Source organism: Streptomyces sp. NPDC091371, assembly GCF_040684275.1.
Classification (GTDB): domain Bacteria; phylum Actinomycetota; class Actinomycetes; order Streptomycetales; family Streptomycetaceae; genus Streptomyces.
This window is the reverse complement of the sequence record NZ_JBFBFP010000062.1, coordinates 20,438-35,374: the sequence shown is the minus strand read 5'-3', so window position 1 is coordinate 35,374 and position 14,937 is coordinate 20,438. Positions and strand designations below refer to the sequence as shown.

The following is a 14,937-nucleotide window of genomic DNA, read 5'->3' as shown; positions in this document are numbered from 1 at the left end:
GCTCGTACTGGACGTACTTGCGCGGTCCGACAACGCAGCGAGGTGCCGTGCCGGGCGCCGTGACCCGGTGAACCTTGCCGGTCACAGCACTAGGAGCGGGACGGGCGTCCCGGCAGCCAGCGGAGCGCGATCAGCGCGGCCAGCAGGCAGAACCCGGCCCCGATCCACGTGGCGGTCTGCATGGCGGCGAGGAAGGAGTCCTTCGCGTGGTCCGCCGCCGCGGCGAGCGCCTGGGGTGTGACGCCCTGGCCGCCGGCCCTCAGCTCGGCGAGCCGCAGCAGTGTGCTGCCCAGCGAGTTCGTCTCGGCGGCCTGCTGGGACTGGGCGAACAGGCCGGCGCCGTCGCCGAACCGGTTCCGGTACACCACACCGAGGACGGCGCCGAGTACGGCCACGCCCAGTGCCGAGCCCAGGTGCCGCACGGTGTTGACGACGGCCGACCCCGCGCCGGCCTTGGCCGCGGGCACCACCGACAGGGCGACCGCCATCGCCGGCGAGAGCGTCAGGCCGAAACCCGCGCCGAAGACGAACTGGGTGACCTCGACGAGCCACACGGGGGTCTGCTCCCCCAGCACGGAGAATCCGAGGCACCCGGCCCCCATCGCGGCCATTCCCACGACCACGGTCGCCGATGACCCGATCCGGTCGGCCAGCTGGGAGCTCTTCGCGCCGGCCACCGTCGTCCCGACCGCGTAGGCCAGGGTCAGCAGTCCCGCCTCGACCGGGGAATTGCCGCGCACTTGCTGCAGGTAGAAGGTGAGGATGAAGCCGACGCCCATGGCCACGAAGAACGAGCAGGCCAGTACGACGGAACCGGCCGTGAACCGCGGGCTGCGGAAGAGTTCGGGATCGATCGACGGGTTGGCGCTGCGGCCCTCCACCAGGACCAGGGCGACCAGGAGCACCAGCCCCGCAGCAATCGGCCCGGCCACCCCGGGATCGGTCCAGCTTCCGCCTTCGCCCCCGGCGATGATCCCGTACACCAGGGACCCGACGCCGAGGATGGACAGCAGCATCCCCGGGAAGTCGAGCGGCACCCGGTGCCCGGCCCGTCGCTGCGGTACGAGCCAGACGATCAGGACGATCGCCACGAGCGCGAGCGGCACGTTGACCAGCAGCGCCGATCCCCACCAGAAGGAGGCGAGCAGCGCGCCGCCCACCACCGGGCCCGCGGCGATGCCGACGCCGGTGGCGACCGACCAGAGCGCGATGGCCTTCGGCCGCTCCTCCGGTACGAAGGCGTCGATGATGACGGCCATGCTGCAGCCGGGAACGACGGCGGCGCCGAGTCCCATCAGCCCGCGCCACATGATGAGCTGGACGGGATCCGCGGCCCAGGACGCGAACGCGGAAGCGACGAGGAAGATCAGCAGGCCGCCGGCGAGCACCCACCGCCGGCCGAACCGGTCGCCGAGCAGCCCGGCGGTGAACAGCAGGGCGGCGAAGGCGAGGGCGTACGCGTCCATGACCCACTGCAGCTCACCGTTGGTGGCGTCCAGTGCCTGCTGGATGGGGGCGAGCGCCACCGTCAGGATCGTGTTGTCCAAAGTGGCGACGAACATGCACAGGGACATCACGAGGAGGATCAGCCACCGGCGCGGATGTCCGGCCTCTTCGGATGCGGACACCGTCGACGCGCTGTTCCGCTCATCCGTGGTCTGTTCTGTCATCTTTGTTCGTCCTGCTTCTCTGTGAGGAAGGTGGAGGGACGTCCGCGGCTCACGGTCGGAGGCGGATCCGCGCCGGGAGGGGAAGGAGGCCGGCCGGCCGGCGCAGGGCGACGGCGCCGACATGGCCCGGCGGCACCGGGGCCGCCGTGAGCCACCAGTCGCCGAGGGCCGCCGGCGTCGGCTCCGTCCCGCCGAAGACGGGCCCCGTGCCGACGTAGGTCCGGTCCAGGCCGGCGGCCAGCCCCGCCCCGATCCCCTTGAGGTAGGCCTCCTTGCGGACCCAGCAGGTCAGCACCGCCTCCTCGCGCCGTCCCGGAGGCAGCGCGGAGACCGCGGCGCGTTCCTCGGGATGGAGCCGGCGGAGCAGGCCGGATCGGGGCTTGCGGCCGACGGCCTCGACGTCGACGCCGACCGGCGAGCCGGCCACGGCGATGAGGATGCGGTCACCGCTGTGGGACAGCGAGAAGTGCACCCCGGCGCCGAGGTCGCGTTCGCCCGCGAGGACCGGCCTGCCGTGCCGGCCGCCGCACCGGGGACATTCCTCGCGGGCGAACGCGACCTCGGCCGGAGGCAGTCCGAGCCGGCGCCCCAGGATCTGGCGCAGCCGCACGTGGGCGACCAGGTAGGTGTCCCGCACAGCGGGCGGACCCAGGGACTCCGCCCGCTGTGCCTCCGACGCGTCCAGCACGGACGCCTCGCTCCGGGCGGCCGCGACGTTGCCCGGTCCGGCCCGCAGCGACCACAGGTCGACCGTGCCGGGCGGAGGGCTCATCCGAGGCCCCGGTAGCTTCCCCGGTGCCGGACCAGAGGCGTGCCGACCGCGTCGCCGGCCCGGGTCGCCCCGGTCACCCGGCCCACCAGGATGGTGTGGTCCCCACCGGGGTGGGTGTCGAACACCTCGCAGGTGAGGCTGGCCAGGGCGTCCCGCAGGAGCGGCACTCCGCGCTCCGTGCGGTACGGCACGCGCCGGAACCGCTCCAGCGGCGGCCCTTGGGCGAAGGCTTCGGAGACCGCCTCCGCATCACTTCCCAGCACGTTGATGCCGAACCGCCCGGCCTCGAGGATCAGGGCCAGGGTGCTCGAACTGCGGTGCACACAGGCCAGCATGAGCATCGGGTCCAGCGACAGGGAGGTCACCGCGCTGCTGGTCATCCCCACCGGCCCGCTCGGGGCCATGGCGCTGAGGACCGTGACCCCGGTCGGGAACTCGGCCAGGACCTGCCGCAGGTGCCGGGCGGGCCCGGCCTGCTCGGTGCCGGTCAGCACTCCCCCCATCTACGACAGCTCCCCGGCGAGGTACAACTGGCGCATCCGGCCGCGCTGCCGCTTGCCGCTGGTGGTCCGGGCGATGCCGCCGCGCTTCATCAGCACCGTGTCGCGCAGCCCGAACCCGAACCCCTGCCGCACCAGGTTGTCGATCTCCAGCCGCAGCCTGCCGTCGGCGGTGTCCGCCGGAGCGACCTCGACGACCGCGACGACGTGCTCGCCTCCCGCATCGTCGGTGTACGAGAAGACCGCGCTGTTGCCCCGCATGACGGCGCCGTGGGTCTCGATCGCCTCCTCGACGTCGTACGGCGGGATGTTGCGGCCGCGGACCACCAGCATCTCCTTGACCCGCCCGACGACGTACAGGTCTCCGTCCATCAGGAAGCCGAGGTCGCCGGTCGCGTGCTTCCCGCCGGGCGGCGGTACGGGGAGCCCGTCGGGCCCCAGGTAGCCGGCCATGACGGAATCGCCGCCGAGGTGGATCTCCCCGACCTCCCCCTCCCCGCAGGGCTCGCCGGTCCCCTTCCTGATCTCCAGGTCGAGGCCCCCGAGGGGACGGCCGCACGAGACGGTCGTCAGCGCGTTCCGGCCGGCGCGGGCAGGAGTGACCAGGCCGGTGTCCTGGAGGTCCGCGCGGTCCACCTGGAGCGCCCGCACATGGCCCCGGCTCAAGTGGCCGCCGGGGTAGGGAGCGGCGGGCATCGTGGAGGCCAGTACCGTCTCGGCCATCCCGTAGCAGGGGATGAGCACGTCCTCCGCCAGCCCGTGCGGCCCGAACGCCTCCTGGAAGTCCGACAGCACGTCCACCGGGATCGGCTCGGCCCCGACGTAGGCCCGGCGCAGCCGGGACAGGTCGAGCCCGGGCTCGGGCTTGCGCCGGTAGCGCTCCAGCGCGGTCCGGTAGCCGAAGGGCGGAGCCGCGGTGATGGTGCCGCCCCGGACCGCCAGGTGGCGCAGCCACGAGACCGGGTCGCGGAGGAAGCCGATGGACGGCATGAGGTCGAGCGGCGCACCGGTGGAGAGCGCGAGCAGGACCATCACGAAGCCCATGTCGTGGTGGAGCGGCAGCCATTCGCAGAGCCGGTCCCGGTCGGCGCGCAGCCCGGTGGCCTCCACCAGGGCCCGCAGGTTCGCGGCGGTGTTGGCGTGGGTGAGCGCGGCGGCCTTGGGGGCGCTGGTCGACCCCGAGGTGAGCTGGATGTGGTGGAGGTCGTCCGGACGGGGCTCCGGCAGCCGGTCGCCGGTCAGCGGCTCGTGGTGCCGCAGTTCGTCCAGGGTGAGGTGGACGGGGCCGCCCTCCACCGCCAGGGCCAGGGCCAGGGCGGCGTCGGGCATGATCACGGCCGCGGGCCGTACGGCGGCGCGGGCGGCGTGGAACCGTCGTACTCCGGCGGACTCCGCGTCGGCGTGCGGCGGTGGCGGGACGGTGCACGGCACGATGCCCGACAGCAGGCAGGCGAGCAGCGCGACCAGGTAGTCCGGCCCCGTCGGCAGCGGCAGCAGCACCCGCTCGCCGCGCCGCAGACCGCGCTCGCCGAGGCCGGCGGCGACGGATCTGGCCTGCCGCTCCAGGTCGGCGTAACCGAGTTCCGCGGTCACGCCCCGGGAGTCGAGGAAGGTGACTCCGTGTCCCTGGCGGCCGAGGTCCCGGTAGAGCACCGTGCTCATCGGCCGCTCCGGTCGGCCGTGGAGTGGGCCGCGATGTGGTCGACGAGATCGCCGACGACCTGGAAGGCGAACGCCTGCTCCTCGGAGATGGCGGCGCCGTAGCGGTCCTCCAGCCGGGTCATCAGGTCGACCAGGGTGATCGAGTCGAGCGGCAGGCTGAGCAGGTGGGTGTCGCGTCCGAGCGACTCCAGGTCGACGTGCTCGAGGAGGTCGTCCTCAAGGACGTCCGACAGCGTCTCCCGGAGGGCGGCGAGCACGGCCTCGTCGGACAGGTCGTAGGAGGCGGGGGTGGGAGTGGGGGTCGTCACGCTGCTCGCTCCTGTGCCGGGTCTTTCGCGGGGATGGTGTCGCTGAAGGGGTCGAGGCCGAGCGCGGTCTTGCCGATCAGGTCCCTGAGAACGTCGAGGTTCGATCCCATGACCGCGCCGGCGCGGGCGTCCCGGTAGTGGCGCTCCAGCGGGTTGGAGCGCAGGTAGCCGCGGCCGCCGGCGACGAGCATCGCGGTGTCCGCGACGTCGAGGGCGGTCCGGTTGGCCACGTACTTGGCCATGTTGATCGCGGGGATCGCCTGCGCCGGGTCGGTCTCCACCACCCAGGCCGCGTGCAGCAGCATCAGGTGGGCGGTCTTGACGGAGACGGCCATGTCCGCCGTGTGCAGCCGGACGCCTTGGAAGGCGGCGAGCGGCTGTCCGGTGTTGGCCAGGGTCCGCTGGAGCACGTGGGCGTCGGCGAAGCCCTGCGCCGCGCGGGCCACTCCGAGTGACGCCGCGCTCAGGCCGAGGAAGAGGGCGGGAAGCGCCTGCGAGAGCAGCAGGAGGCCGCCGCCGGGTCCGCCGATGGCGTTCTCGCCGGGGACCCGGCAGTCCAGCAGCAGGGTGTTGGCGCAGTTGGCGCGCATGCCCAGCGCGTCCCAGACCTCCTTGACGGAGAGCCCGACGGTGCCCGCCGGCACGATGGCCATGGTCTGGCTGCTCAGCAGGTCCTGCTGACCGCTGTGCGCGTTGATCAGGTAGTAGTCGGCGTGGCCGGCGGCCGTGCAGAACGCCTTGGTTCCGCTGAGGTGCAGGTGCTCCCCCTCGGGGAGGGCCGTCAGCTGCGGGGCGAGCAGCTGGGCGCCCGTCCCCGGTTCCGAGAAGCCCCAGGCCAGCAGCTTGCCCTCGGTCACCACCTCGCGCAGCACGCGCTCCGCGAACGGGTTGCCGGCCGCGCCGGCGGCCACGAGGCGTACGGCCCCGGAGTGCATGGCGAAGATGAGGCCGGTGGAACCGCATGCCTCGGCGAGCTCGGCGACCACCAGCGACCAGGTGGTGAGATCGGCGCCCCGGCCGCCGTACTCCGCGGGTACCAGGAGGCCGAGCAGCCCGGCGGCGTGCAGGTCGGCGATGTTCTCGGCGGGGAAGGCGCCGGTCCGGTCGTGCTCGGTGGCCCGGGGGGCGAGGCAGCGGCGGGCGATCTCGCGGGCCTCGTCCACGATGGCCTGCTGGTCGCGGCTCAGTGCAAGGTCGACCACAGCGACTCCTCGGTGTGCGGCGGGTTCGGTATGAGGGAGGGGCCGAGCGAGCGAAGGCGTTCGACCAGGCCCACGGTGGTGGTCGCGGCTTCCAGGACCGCCTGCTCGTCCGTGAAGCGGCCGGCGCTGAACCGCACCGCCGCCCGGGCGCGATCCAGCGGGACGCCCATCGCGGTCAGGACGTGCGAGGGCTCGTCGCTGCCCGCGTGGCAGGCGGAGCCGGCCGAGACGTACACGTCGTGCAGGGCGAGCAGATCGACGAGGGTGTCACCGCGCAGCCCGGCGAAGGAGACGTTGAGGGTGTCCGGGAGGCAGGGGGCCCCGGCCCCGTTGACCTCGACGCCGCCGGCCGTGCCCAGCTCCGCGAGCAGGCGCTCCCGCAGCTGCAGGCGGCGTTCCAGCTGCCCGGGCTCAGCGAGGTGTTCCAGGGCGGCGGCCGCGGCCGCGGCCATCCCGAGGACGCCGGGCACGTTCTCCGTGCCGGCGCGCAGCCCGCTCTCCTGGCTGCCGCCGCGGACCAGCGGGGCCAGGGTGACGCCGCGGGCCACCTTGAGCGCGCCGACGCCCTTGGGCCCGTAGAACTTGTGGCCCGACACCGACACCAGGTCGGCGTTGATGCCGGTCAGCGGCACCTTGCCCGCCGACTGCACGGCGTCCATGTGGAACAGCGCGCCGGCCTGGTGGGCGAGTTGGGCAATCTCCGCGACCGGCTGGATCACACCGGTCTCGTTGTTGGCGTGCATGACGGACACCAGGGCGGTGTCCGGCCGCAGCGCCCGCCGTACGGACTCCGGGTCGACCCAGCCGCGCGCGTCCGGTGCCACCACCGTGACCTCGGCGCCCAGTTCACCGGCCAGCCGGCAGGACTCCAGGACGGCCGAGTGCTCGATGGCGCTGGTGATCAGGTGGACCGGGCGGCCCGCGCCCCTGGCGGCCAGCACCGTTCCGCAGATGGCCAGCGCGTCGGCCTCCGAGCCGCTGCCGGTGAAGACGACTTCCTCGGGCATGCAGTCCAGCAGCAGGGCGAGTTGGGCCCGGGAGGACTCCAGGGCCTCCTTGGCGGCGTCGCCCGCCGCGTGGCGGCTGGACGGGTTGCCGGTGATCTCCATGCCGCGCAGCACGGCCTCGACCGCCTCCGGGCACAGCGGGCTGGTCGCCGCGTTGTCCAGGTAGATGCCCGGCCGGCCGCCGGCGGACTGGCCGGGGCTACGCACAGGCGATGGCGATGTCATCGTTCGATCCCTCCCGGTAGTTGGTGACCAGGCGGCGGGCGACGTCGGCGCCGAGCGCCGCCACGTGGCGCTGGGCGGGGGGCAGGCCGCCGAGCAGTTCCTCGACGTGCTCGGCGTTCCAGCCGGCCAGCTCGTCCAGCGGGCGGCCCGTGGCGGCCTCGGTGATCACGCTGGCCGTGGCCAGCGAGGCCGCGCAGCCGTGCGCCCGGAACCGGGCCTCGGTCACGGTGCCGTCGGCGACGCGCGCGGTGAGCATGATCTGGTCGCCGCAGACGGGGTTGCCGATGAAGGCGCGGGCGTCGGGGGCGTCGAGCTCGCCCGCGTTGCGCGGGTTGGTGAAGTGGTCGACGACCACGGGGGTGAAGCGGGCCACGGGTCAGCCCTCCACGGTCGCGAGGGAGGGGAGTTCGCACTCGGCGACGATCTCCCGGCTGTCGATGAACTTCTCGATGCTGACCGCGCAGCAGCCGAGCTCCGCGCCCTGCAGGCGGCGCCGGAAGGTGACGGTCTGGCCGGTCCGGCCGCACGGGCAGGGCGTCACGTCGACCTCGCCGACGTCCTGGAAGAGGACGTAGCCCGGGTAGGCCGTGTTGAGCGCGTCGAGCGTGGCGATCACACCGGTCTTGCCGGGCGCGACCTCGACGCTGGTGTCCGTGACGTCGCGGACGCTCACGTAGCTCCACGGCGGGACGTGCTTGCGGTGGTGCTCGCACTCGACGGCGAGCATGTTGGACTCGATCATTCCGTACATGTCGCGCACCCTGTCGGCGGGAACGCCGAGGGTCCGCTCCACCTGCTCGTAGAACTCCGCGGGAACGATCTTCTGGCCGGTGTACCGGGTCCAGCCGCCGAGCGTGATGACCATCGAGTCGGGGTCGAGCTTGAGGGTGGTGCCCTGCTCTTCGAGGGCCTGCACCAGGCGGGTGATCAGGAAGGGCGGGCCGATGATGTGACGGGTCATCGACTCGCCCCAGGTCCGCAGCAGGCCGAGCGCCTCCTCCGGGTCGAAGGTGTAGTCGCGGACGACGTACGCGTGGTGGTCCAGCAGGCCGTTGAGGACCGCGGCGGCCTTGACCATGCCCATCTCCGGGGCCTCGACCGCGGACGGGCTGAGGAAGAGCCCCGCACCGTTGGAGATGCCGAAGAACTCCCGGTACTGGGCGAAGACCGCGGAGAGCATCCGGGTCGTCGTGGTGGCGTCGCGGCGCGCGACGCTTGGCACGCCGCTGTCCCCGGTGCTGCGGATCTCCAGCTCGATGTCGGCCGGCGACGCGGTCAGCAGGACGTGTGCGTCCGGGTTCTTGAACATGCTCATCGGCAGCAGCGGCATCTTCGCCAGATCCGCGAGGGTCCCGATGTCGTCCGGGCCGACCCCGGCGGCTTCGCACTGGGCCCGGTAGAACTCGTTGTTCTCGGCATGCAGCGCGAATGATTCGCGCATGGCCGCCGTCACGGACTCTTCCCACTCGCCCTGCGGCATGCGGAACGCCTTCTCCGGACAGCCCAGCATGGCAGACAGTTCCATGGCTCCCCCAGCTCAGAAATGTTGTGTTGCGCAGACGGAATGCGGGCATGACTCATCGCCACACGCCGACCGCGATGTGATCGAAATGAAAGGGAATGGTGAAAATCAAGGATGGAGATCCAGGCGATACAGCGGCCGGCCGTGAAGGGGCGGGCGTCTCCTGGTTACACGGTGTCGAATTCGATTTCGAGCCGGGCGGGCCCTCTCAGATTCAGATTGGGCTTGTAGGCGATTTCGGCGGCACTCAGCCGCGGATTCACGAAGCGGCTCGCGAAGACCTCGAAGACGATGCGCGCTTCGAGCCGGGCGAGGCCGGCGCCGAGGCAGAAGTGCGGGCCGGCGGAGAAGGACAGGTGCGGTCGTGCGGCGGTGCGGCGGATGTCGAAGCGGTCCGGATCCTCGTACGCCTCCGGGTCCCGGTTCGCGGCGCCGAGGAGCAGCACGATCAGGTCGTCCGCCTCGATCCGCGCGTCGCCGAGCCGGGTCGGCTCGCTCGCCACGCGCAGCGTCAGCTGCACCGGGGTGTCGTAGCGCAGCACCTCCTCGACCACGCTGGGCGCCAGCGCGGGCTCCCGGCGCAGGAGGTCGAGCTGGTCGGGATGGCGCAGCAGGGCCAGCACACCGTTGTTGATCAGGTTCGCACTGGTCTCGTGGCCGGCGTTGATCAGCAGGATGCAGGTCGCCAGCAGCTCGCTCTCGGTCAGCTGGTCCCCATCCTCCTTGACCTGGATGAGGTGGGACACGAGGTCGTCCCGGGCGGAGGCCCGGCGCTCGGCTATCAGCTCGCGGAAGTAGGCGATGAACTCGGCGCGGGCCTGCGCCGCCGCGACCTTGGCGCGGGCGCCGACCAGGCCGGGAAGGGGCGGCTCGAGGGTCTCGGCCAGGCTGGCCGACCACTCCTGGAACCGGCCGTGGTCCTCCGCCGGCACGCCGAGCAGCTCGCAGATCACGCGGACGGGGAGGGGATGGGCCAGCCCGGTCACCACGTCGAGCGATCCGCGGTCGCGGGCCGCGGTCAGCAGCTCGTCCACCATGGCCCGGATGCGCGGCTCCAGCGCCGCGACGGCGCGCGGTGTGAACGCCTTGGTGACGAGCCGCCGGATCCGGGTGTGGTCGGGCGGATCGAGGTGCAGGAAGTTGCCGGTCTTCATGGCCCGCGCGCCGCGGCCGCCGGCCAGCCGCGAGCGGTCGTGCTCACTGCTCATGCCCGGGTCGCGCAGGACCTTCGAGCAGTCCCCGTACCGGCCGACGACGACCAGGCCGTCGGATGCGACGTGGGGGGAGGCGTCCCGCAGGGCGCCGAGGATCCGGTACGGATCCGGCCGTGAGGCCGGGTCGATGAGGGTAGCCAGATCCGGAATCTCTAACTCGGGCGACACATTGGTACAGGCGATCTCCGCCAAAGACATGAACGCACCTATCGATGAGAACGGCTGCTGGAGGGTATCGCTGCGAAGCGCGCCTCGTGGCCTTATGACAGGCACTTCCCCCCGGCAAGACATCGGCAGTTGATCACGGTGTTGGAAGTGGCGTCAACGGCGAAATACAGCGTTAATACGAAGGCACGGACCGCGGCGACATCGATTGTGCGTTCACACATCAGGATCGCTCTACGCTGGACCTGCATCCGTCATTTGTTCACGCGATAACCACGGCCGGATTCCGGAATTCCGCATTCCGTGCTCCATCGCGGCCGAGTTCCGGCCAAAGGACTCGTAGGCTGCCGCCATGACGAAAGAAAGCGACGCACCGAGCGGGGGCCGGGAATTCCGGATCGCGGAACTCGCCAAGGAGGCCCGCGTGAGCGTCCGCACGGTGCGCTTCTACCGCGAGCGCAGACTGCTCCCGCCGCCGCGCCGCGACGGGCGGATCGGCTGGTACTCCGAGGCCCACCTCGCCCGGTTACGGACGATCGCCGCCCTGCTCGAGCGCGGGCACACGCTGGGCGGCATCGCCGAGCTGATCGACGCCATGGGGCGCGGCCGCAGCCTCGAAACGGTCGCCGAACTCCTGGGGCTGGACGGCTCGTTGACCGGGCCGGGGAGCTGGGAGGCCCAGGCGCATCCGCCGCCCCGGGAACTCGCCGACGCCGTACGGGCCGCCGGTCGCGAGGTCCGCGCCCACGTCGACGCCCTCGCGGACCTGTTCACGGTCCAGGTCCGCACCCGCCTGCTCGAAACCATCGGCGGCGAGGCCGTCCCGAGCGAGGCCGGCCGGCTCGCCGCCGCGCTCAAGAGCGTGCATCCGCTGGTCAAGTACGTGGTGGAAGCGGAGCTCTCGCGCGCCGTGGACCGCCGCGTCCAGGCCGAACTCGACCACTGGGCCGACGGCCCGGCGCTGCGCCCGGCGCTCGGCCCGGCGGCCCCCTAGCCGGACCCGTCAGGCGGGCCGCAGGACGCGCCGCAGGATCTCGTGGGCGTACGCCTCGTCGTACTCCGCGTCCGTCAGGAGGACCTGGAGGCTGATGCCGTCCATGACGGCGACCAGCGCGCGGGCCGTCACCGGGTCGGTCCGCGGGGACAGCGCCGCCACGACCGACTCGCACCACTCCGCCGCCACCGGTCGCAGCGCAGGTCGCCGGACGGCCGCCAGGTAGAGCTCGTACTCCAGCTCGGCCCGGCCCCGGTCGGCCGCCAGCCAGTCCCCGAGCAGCCGGGCCAGCGCACCCGCGAGGTCCTCGCCCTCCCGCACCGCGAGGGCCGGGGCGAGGCCCGCGTTGGCCTGGCGCAGCGCCGCGACCAGCAGCTCGTCCAGCGTCTTGAAGTGGTACGTCGTCGACCCGAGCGGTACGTCCGCCTCCGCGGCCACGCTGCGGTGGCTCAGCCCCGCGATGCCCTTGGCGCCCACCACCCGGATCGCCGCGTCGATGATCCGCTGCCGCCGGCCGGGGTCGTAGCGCCGCACGCCGGGGGGCATCAGTGCGCCCCTCCCAGGTTCAGCAGGACCACCCCGGCGATCACCAGGACCAGGCCGGCGATCTTGGCGGCGGTGGCCGCCTCCCCCATGAACACCATGCCGATGGCGGCGATGGCGGCCGTGCCGACCCCTGCCCAGATCGCGTAGGCCGTGCCCACCGACATCGACTTCAGGGTCTGCGCGAGCAGGGTGAAAGCGATGACGTAGCCCACCAGCGTGCCCAGCGAGGGCCACAGCTTCGTGAAGCCGTCGCTGTACTTCATGGCGGTGGTCCCGGCGACCTCGGCGGCTATGGCCGCGGCAAGCAGTATGTAGGGCACGCACGCGAGTGTACGCGTGTACGCATCGTTGCGTACACCCGTACACATGCCGGTCCGCGCCGGCCTCAGCCCAGCGTGAACCAGGCCGCGCGGGCCTTCTTCCACTCCGGGTGCGTCAGGTCCTTGGCCTCGGTGCCGTCCCCGTACAGGTCCGCGGAGCCGCTGTCGGTGATCAGCTGCACCCGCGCGCCCGCCACCGACAGGTCGGGCACGTCCACGATGGCTTCCCAGCCGCCCGGGTCGGTGGTCGGCAGGTCGGTCCGCTTCACCGGCGCGTGGCCGGGGACGCCGTCCCACTGGTAGAGCGCGTACGGGTCCGAGTTGTCGTCGGCGGCCCAGGACCCGGCCAGGATCAGGTACTGGTCCGCCGCGTTCTTGCGGATGTCGCGCACCGACAGCCCGCCGAGGTCCAGCTCGATGCCCGTACCGAAGACCGCCTTGGCGCCGTTCGCCAGGACCTGGTCGATGTTCGTCACCGGCACGAGCAGCGCCTTGCCGCCCAGCGCCGCCGGGGCCAGCGGAGCCCGGAAGCCCACGTACGCGGTCGTGGTCGAGCCCGGAGCGAACTCCAGTCCCTCCACGTTGAACCCGTCGATCTGCTTCGGCGCCTCACCCGCCGCCGTACCGGCCGCGAACCCGTACCGGTTCCCGTTCGCCACGTCCCAGCCCACCAGGTCCTCGCGCAGCTTCTTGTACGAGCGTCCGTACGCGAGCTGCGTGGCCGACCCGGAGCCCGTCACCTTGGTGGTGAACACCGTGTTCCGGGGCGCCTTGTACTCGCCGTCCTTGTTGTTGCCGAGCGAGCCGGTCCAGTAGACGGTGTCACCGATGCGGGTCGCCCCCTCGATGTCCACCTCCTTGGTGACCCCGAGCTGCGCGCTGAAGTCCCACGTCCGCACGGGCGCGCCCGAGCGCGAACGGTCGTACAGCCGCAGCACGTTGGACTCGTCGTCCGCGACGATCGTGTACCCGCCGCCGACGTCCACGGCGGCCGAGGCGTCCGAGGACCCGGTGAAGTACCGCGCCTCGGCCGGGTTCTGCACAGCGGCCGAGGCCGCGTAGTACAGGGTCTTGGTGGCGGTCTTGCCGCCCAGCCCGGTCACCTTGACCGTCAGGTTCGTGTAGCCGCGTCCCCGTGCGGTGACGGCGAGCTGCCGCACCGCGCCGGCGCCGGTCACGGTGACGTCCCCGGTCCCGGCGACCGAGGTCCGGCTGGAGGCGGAGGCGCTGACCGTCAGCGCGGAGACATCGGCCCCGCTCTGCCCCACGGTCACGTTCACGACCGGGTCCCCGACGGCGCCGACGGCCCCGGAGAGGTAGGAGGCGGACAGCGCGATGGTCGGCGTGCCGTACGTAACGGCCTGCGCGGGTGCGTTCAGGGCGGCGACGAGCAGCGCCGCCATGCCCGCGGAGAGTGCGATCTGCTTCTTCATCGGTGCCCCCCGCGAATAGAGCCGAGCGTGAACCATGCGGACCGGGACTTCTTCCACTCCGGGTGGTCGAGCTCCTTGGCCTCCGTGCCGTCGCCGTAGAGGTCGGCGGCGCCGCTGTCCGTGATCAGCTGGACGCGGGCACCGGGCACCCTCAGGTCGGGGACGTTCACGATGGCCTCCCAGCCACCCGGGTCGGTGGTCGGCAGGTCGGCCCGCTTCACGGGTGCGTGACCGGGGACCCCGTCCCACTGGTAGAGCGCGTACGGATCCGAGTTGTCGTCGGCGGCCCAGGAGCCGGCCAGGATCAGATACTGGTCGGCCGCGTTCTTCCTGATGTCACGGATGGACAGTCCACCGAGGTTCAGTTCGACGGGTTCACCGATGGCCGCCTTGGCACCGGTCGCCAGGACCTGGTCGAAATTGGTGACCGGCACGAGCAGCGCCTTGCCGCCCAGCGCCGCCGGCGCCAGCGGAGCCCGGAAGCCCACGTACGCGGTCGTGGTCGAGCCGGGAGCGAACTCCAGCCCCTCCACGTTGAACCCGTCGACCTGCTTCGGCACCTCACCCGCCGCCGTACCGGCCGCGAACCCGTACCGGTTCCCGTTCGCCACGTCCCACGCCACCAGGTCCTCGCGCAGCTTCCTGTAGGCGCTGCCGAAGATGATCTCGGTGTCGGCGCCCGAGCCGGTGACGGTGGTGGTGAAGACGGTGTTGCGCTCGGCCTTGTACTTGCCGTCCTTGTTGTTGCCGAGGGAGCCGGTCCAGTAGATCGTGTCGCCGACCCGGGTGGCGGCCTCGATGTCGGCCTCCTTCTTCAGGCCGAGCGTGGGGCCGAGGTCCCAGGTCCTCACCGGCGCGCCCGAGCGGGAACGGTCGTACAGGCGCAGCACGTTGGTCTCGTCGTCGGCGACGAGCACGTGGCCGCCGCCTACGTCCACGGCGGCCGAGGCGTCGGCGGATCCGGTGAGGTAACGGGTGGTCAGGGCGCCGTCCACGCGCGCCGAAGCCGCGTAGGAGAGGGTGGCCGTCGCGGTCTTCCCGCCGCGGCCGGTGACCTGGAGGGTCAGGTCGGTGTAGCCCTGCTGCCGGGGGTGGACCGTCAGTCTCCGGTCGCCGTCGGCCGTGCGCACCTGCCGTACGTCGGCCGCGTCGGCCACGGCCGGGTTGCTGGAGGAGACCACCGTGAGCCGCAGGAAACCGTCGGGGATCCCGGCCTGCTCCACGTCCACCGTCACGGACGGGTCGCCGAACGCTCCGACGGCGCCGCCCAGGTGCGTGGCGGACAGCGCGATCGTCACGTCGGCGGCCTCCGGGAAGCCGGGGGTTGCCGCTGCCGACACGGGGGCGGTGAGCCCCGCGACGAGCAGGGCCGCGGCTCCTGCGGCGCCCACGGCGCC

At 72.3% G+C, this 14,937-nt stretch carries 15 protein-coding genes; 1 reads left to right on the top strand and 14 read right to left on the bottom strand.

Translation table 11 applies throughout. The features are described from left to right. Positions 1-89: 89 nt before the first annotated feature. From AB0O21_RS36930 to AB0O21_RS36885, 10 genes are all read right to left on the bottom strand, one after another. Positions 90-1,670, bottom strand: a complete 1,581-nt coding sequence (locus AB0O21_RS36930) for an MFS transporter (protein ID WP_365179196.1) — start codon at positions 1,668-1,670, stop codon at positions 90-92. 49 nt (positions 1,671-1,719) lie between these two features. Continuing rightward, positions 1,720-2,442, bottom strand: a complete 723-nt coding sequence (locus AB0O21_RS36925) for a 4'-phosphopantetheinyl transferase superfamily protein (protein WP_365179193.1) — start codon at positions 2,440-2,442, stop codon at positions 1,720-1,722. Then, complete coding sequence (locus AB0O21_RS36920; RefSeq protein ID WP_365179190.1) at positions 2,439-2,945, bottom strand: flavin reductase family protein; 507 nt, start codon at positions 2,943-2,945, stop codon at positions 2,439-2,441. Before AB0O21_RS36920 ends, AB0O21_RS36925 begins: the two co-directional genes overlap by 4 nt. Beyond that, the gene (locus AB0O21_RS36915; RefSeq protein WP_365179187.1) at positions 2,946-4,604 is read right to left on the bottom strand and encodes an AMP-binding protein; all 1,659 of its coding nucleotides are present in this window, start codon (positions 4,602-4,604) and stop codon (positions 2,946-2,948) included. Next, positions 4,601-4,912: an acyl carrier protein gene (locus AB0O21_RS36910; RefSeq protein ID WP_365179184.1), complete on the bottom strand. Its 312-nt coding sequence runs from the start codon at positions 4,910-4,912 to the stop codon at positions 4,601-4,603. Before AB0O21_RS36910 ends, AB0O21_RS36915 begins: the two co-directional genes overlap by 4 nt. After that, positions 4,909-6,114 carry an acyl-CoA dehydrogenase family protein gene (locus AB0O21_RS36905; RefSeq protein WP_365179181.1) on the bottom strand — a complete coding sequence of 402 codons (1,206 nt, stop codon included), beginning with the start codon at positions 6,112-6,114 and terminating at the stop codon, positions 4,909-4,911. Before AB0O21_RS36905 ends, AB0O21_RS36910 begins: the two co-directional genes overlap by 4 nt. After that, the gene (locus tag AB0O21_RS36900) at positions 6,096-7,346 is read right to left on the bottom strand and encodes a cysteine desulfurase family protein (protein WP_365179178.1); all 1,251 of its coding nucleotides are present in this window, start codon (positions 7,344-7,346) and stop codon (positions 6,096-6,098) included. Before AB0O21_RS36900 ends, AB0O21_RS36905 begins: the two co-directional genes overlap by 19 nt. Further along, positions 7,321-7,719 (bottom strand): iron-sulfur cluster assembly scaffold protein, encoded by a 399-nt coding sequence (locus tag AB0O21_RS36895; protein ID WP_365179175.1) that lies wholly within the window; start codon positions 7,717-7,719, stop codon positions 7,321-7,323. Before AB0O21_RS36895 ends, AB0O21_RS36900 begins: the two co-directional genes overlap by 26 nt. Before the next feature lie 3 nt (positions 7,720-7,722). After that, on the bottom strand, positions 7,723-8,871 hold the full coding sequence (locus tag AB0O21_RS36890) for a hypothetical protein (protein WP_365179172.1): 1,149 nt from the start codon (positions 8,869-8,871) through the stop codon (positions 7,723-7,725). A gap of 164 nt (positions 8,872-9,035) precedes the next feature. Next, positions 9,036-10,280 (bottom strand): cytochrome P450, encoded by a 1,245-nt coding sequence (locus AB0O21_RS36885; RefSeq protein WP_365179171.1) that lies wholly within the window; start codon positions 10,278-10,280, stop codon positions 9,036-9,038. Between the two features lie 319 nt (positions 10,281-10,599). On the opposite strand from AB0O21_RS36885, the gene AB0O21_RS36880 reads away from it, so the two are divergent. Next, on the top strand, positions 10,600-11,241 hold the full coding sequence (locus AB0O21_RS36880) for a MerR family transcriptional regulator (RefSeq protein ID WP_365179169.1): 642 nt from the start codon (positions 10,600-10,602) through the stop codon (positions 11,239-11,241). Between the two features lie 9 nt (positions 11,242-11,250). Here AB0O21_RS36880 and AB0O21_RS36875 read toward each other — a convergent pair whose 3' ends face one another. The 4 genes from AB0O21_RS36875 to AB0O21_RS36860 all read right to left on the bottom strand — a co-directional run bounded on the left by AB0O21_RS36875 (position 11,251) and on the right by AB0O21_RS36860 (position 14,880). Continuing rightward, positions 11,251-11,787 (bottom strand): TetR family transcriptional regulator, encoded by a 537-nt coding sequence (locus AB0O21_RS36875; protein WP_365179167.1) that lies wholly within the window; start codon positions 11,785-11,787, stop codon positions 11,251-11,253. After that, positions 11,787-12,107: a multidrug efflux SMR transporter gene (locus AB0O21_RS36870; protein WP_365179164.1), complete on the bottom strand. Its 321-nt coding sequence runs from the start codon at positions 12,105-12,107 to the stop codon at positions 11,787-11,789. The genes AB0O21_RS36875 and AB0O21_RS36870 overlap by 1 nt, the downstream gene beginning before the upstream one ends. 65 nt (positions 12,108-12,172) lie before the next feature. Beyond that, positions 12,173-13,510 carry a hypothetical protein gene (locus AB0O21_RS36865; protein WP_365179201.1) on the bottom strand — a complete coding sequence of 446 codons (1,338 nt, stop codon included), beginning with the start codon at positions 13,508-13,510 and terminating at the stop codon, positions 12,173-12,175. Positions 13,511-13,536: 26 nt separating this feature from the next. Next, positions 13,537-14,880: a DUF3616 domain-containing protein gene (locus tag AB0O21_RS36860; protein ID WP_365179198.1), complete on the bottom strand. Its 1,344-nt coding sequence runs from the start codon at positions 14,878-14,880 to the stop codon at positions 13,537-13,539. Positions 14,881-14,937 lie beyond the last annotated feature (57 nt).

What these genes read in the sequence shown, in the direction of transcription:
- AB0O21_RS36930 (WP_365179196.1), bottom strand. Translation starts at nt 1,670, where the DNA reads ATGACAGAACAGACCACGGATGAGCGGAACAGCGCGTCGACGGTGTCC.
- AB0O21_RS36925 (WP_365179193.1), bottom strand. Translation starts at nt 2,442, where the DNA reads ATGAGCCCTCCGCCCGGCACGGTCGACCTGTGGTCGCTGCGGGCCGGA.
- AB0O21_RS36920 (WP_365179190.1), bottom strand. Translation starts at nt 2,945, where the DNA reads ATGGGGGGAGTGCTGACCGGCACCGAGCAGGCCGGGCCCGCCCGGCAC.
- AB0O21_RS36915 (WP_365179187.1), bottom strand. Translation starts at nt 4,604, where the DNA reads ATGAGCACGGTGCTCTACCGGGACCTCGGCCGCCAGGGACACGGAGTC.
- AB0O21_RS36900 (WP_365179178.1), bottom strand. Translation starts at nt 7,346, where the DNA reads ATGACATCGCCATCGCCTGTGCGTAGCCCCGGCCAGTCCGCCGGCGGC.
- AB0O21_RS36890 (WP_365179172.1), bottom strand. Translation starts at nt 8,871, where the DNA reads ATGGAACTGTCTGCCATGCTGGGCTGTCCGGAGAAGGCGTTCCGCATG.
- AB0O21_RS36885 (WP_365179171.1), bottom strand. Translation starts at nt 10,280, where the DNA reads ATGTCTTTGGCGGAGATCGCCTGTACCAATGTGTCGCCCGAGTTAGAG.
- AB0O21_RS36880 (WP_365179169.1), top strand. Translation starts at nt 10,600, where the DNA reads ATGACGAAAGAAAGCGACGCACCGAGCGGGGGCCGGGAATTCCGGATC.
- AB0O21_RS36875 (WP_365179167.1), bottom strand. Translation starts at nt 11,787, where the DNA reads ATGCCCCCCGGCGTGCGGCGCTACGACCCCGGCCGGCGGCAGCGGATC.
- AB0O21_RS36865 (WP_365179201.1), bottom strand. Translation starts at nt 13,510, where the DNA reads ATGGCGGCGCTGCTCGTCGCCGCCCTGAACGCACCCGCGCAGGCCGTT.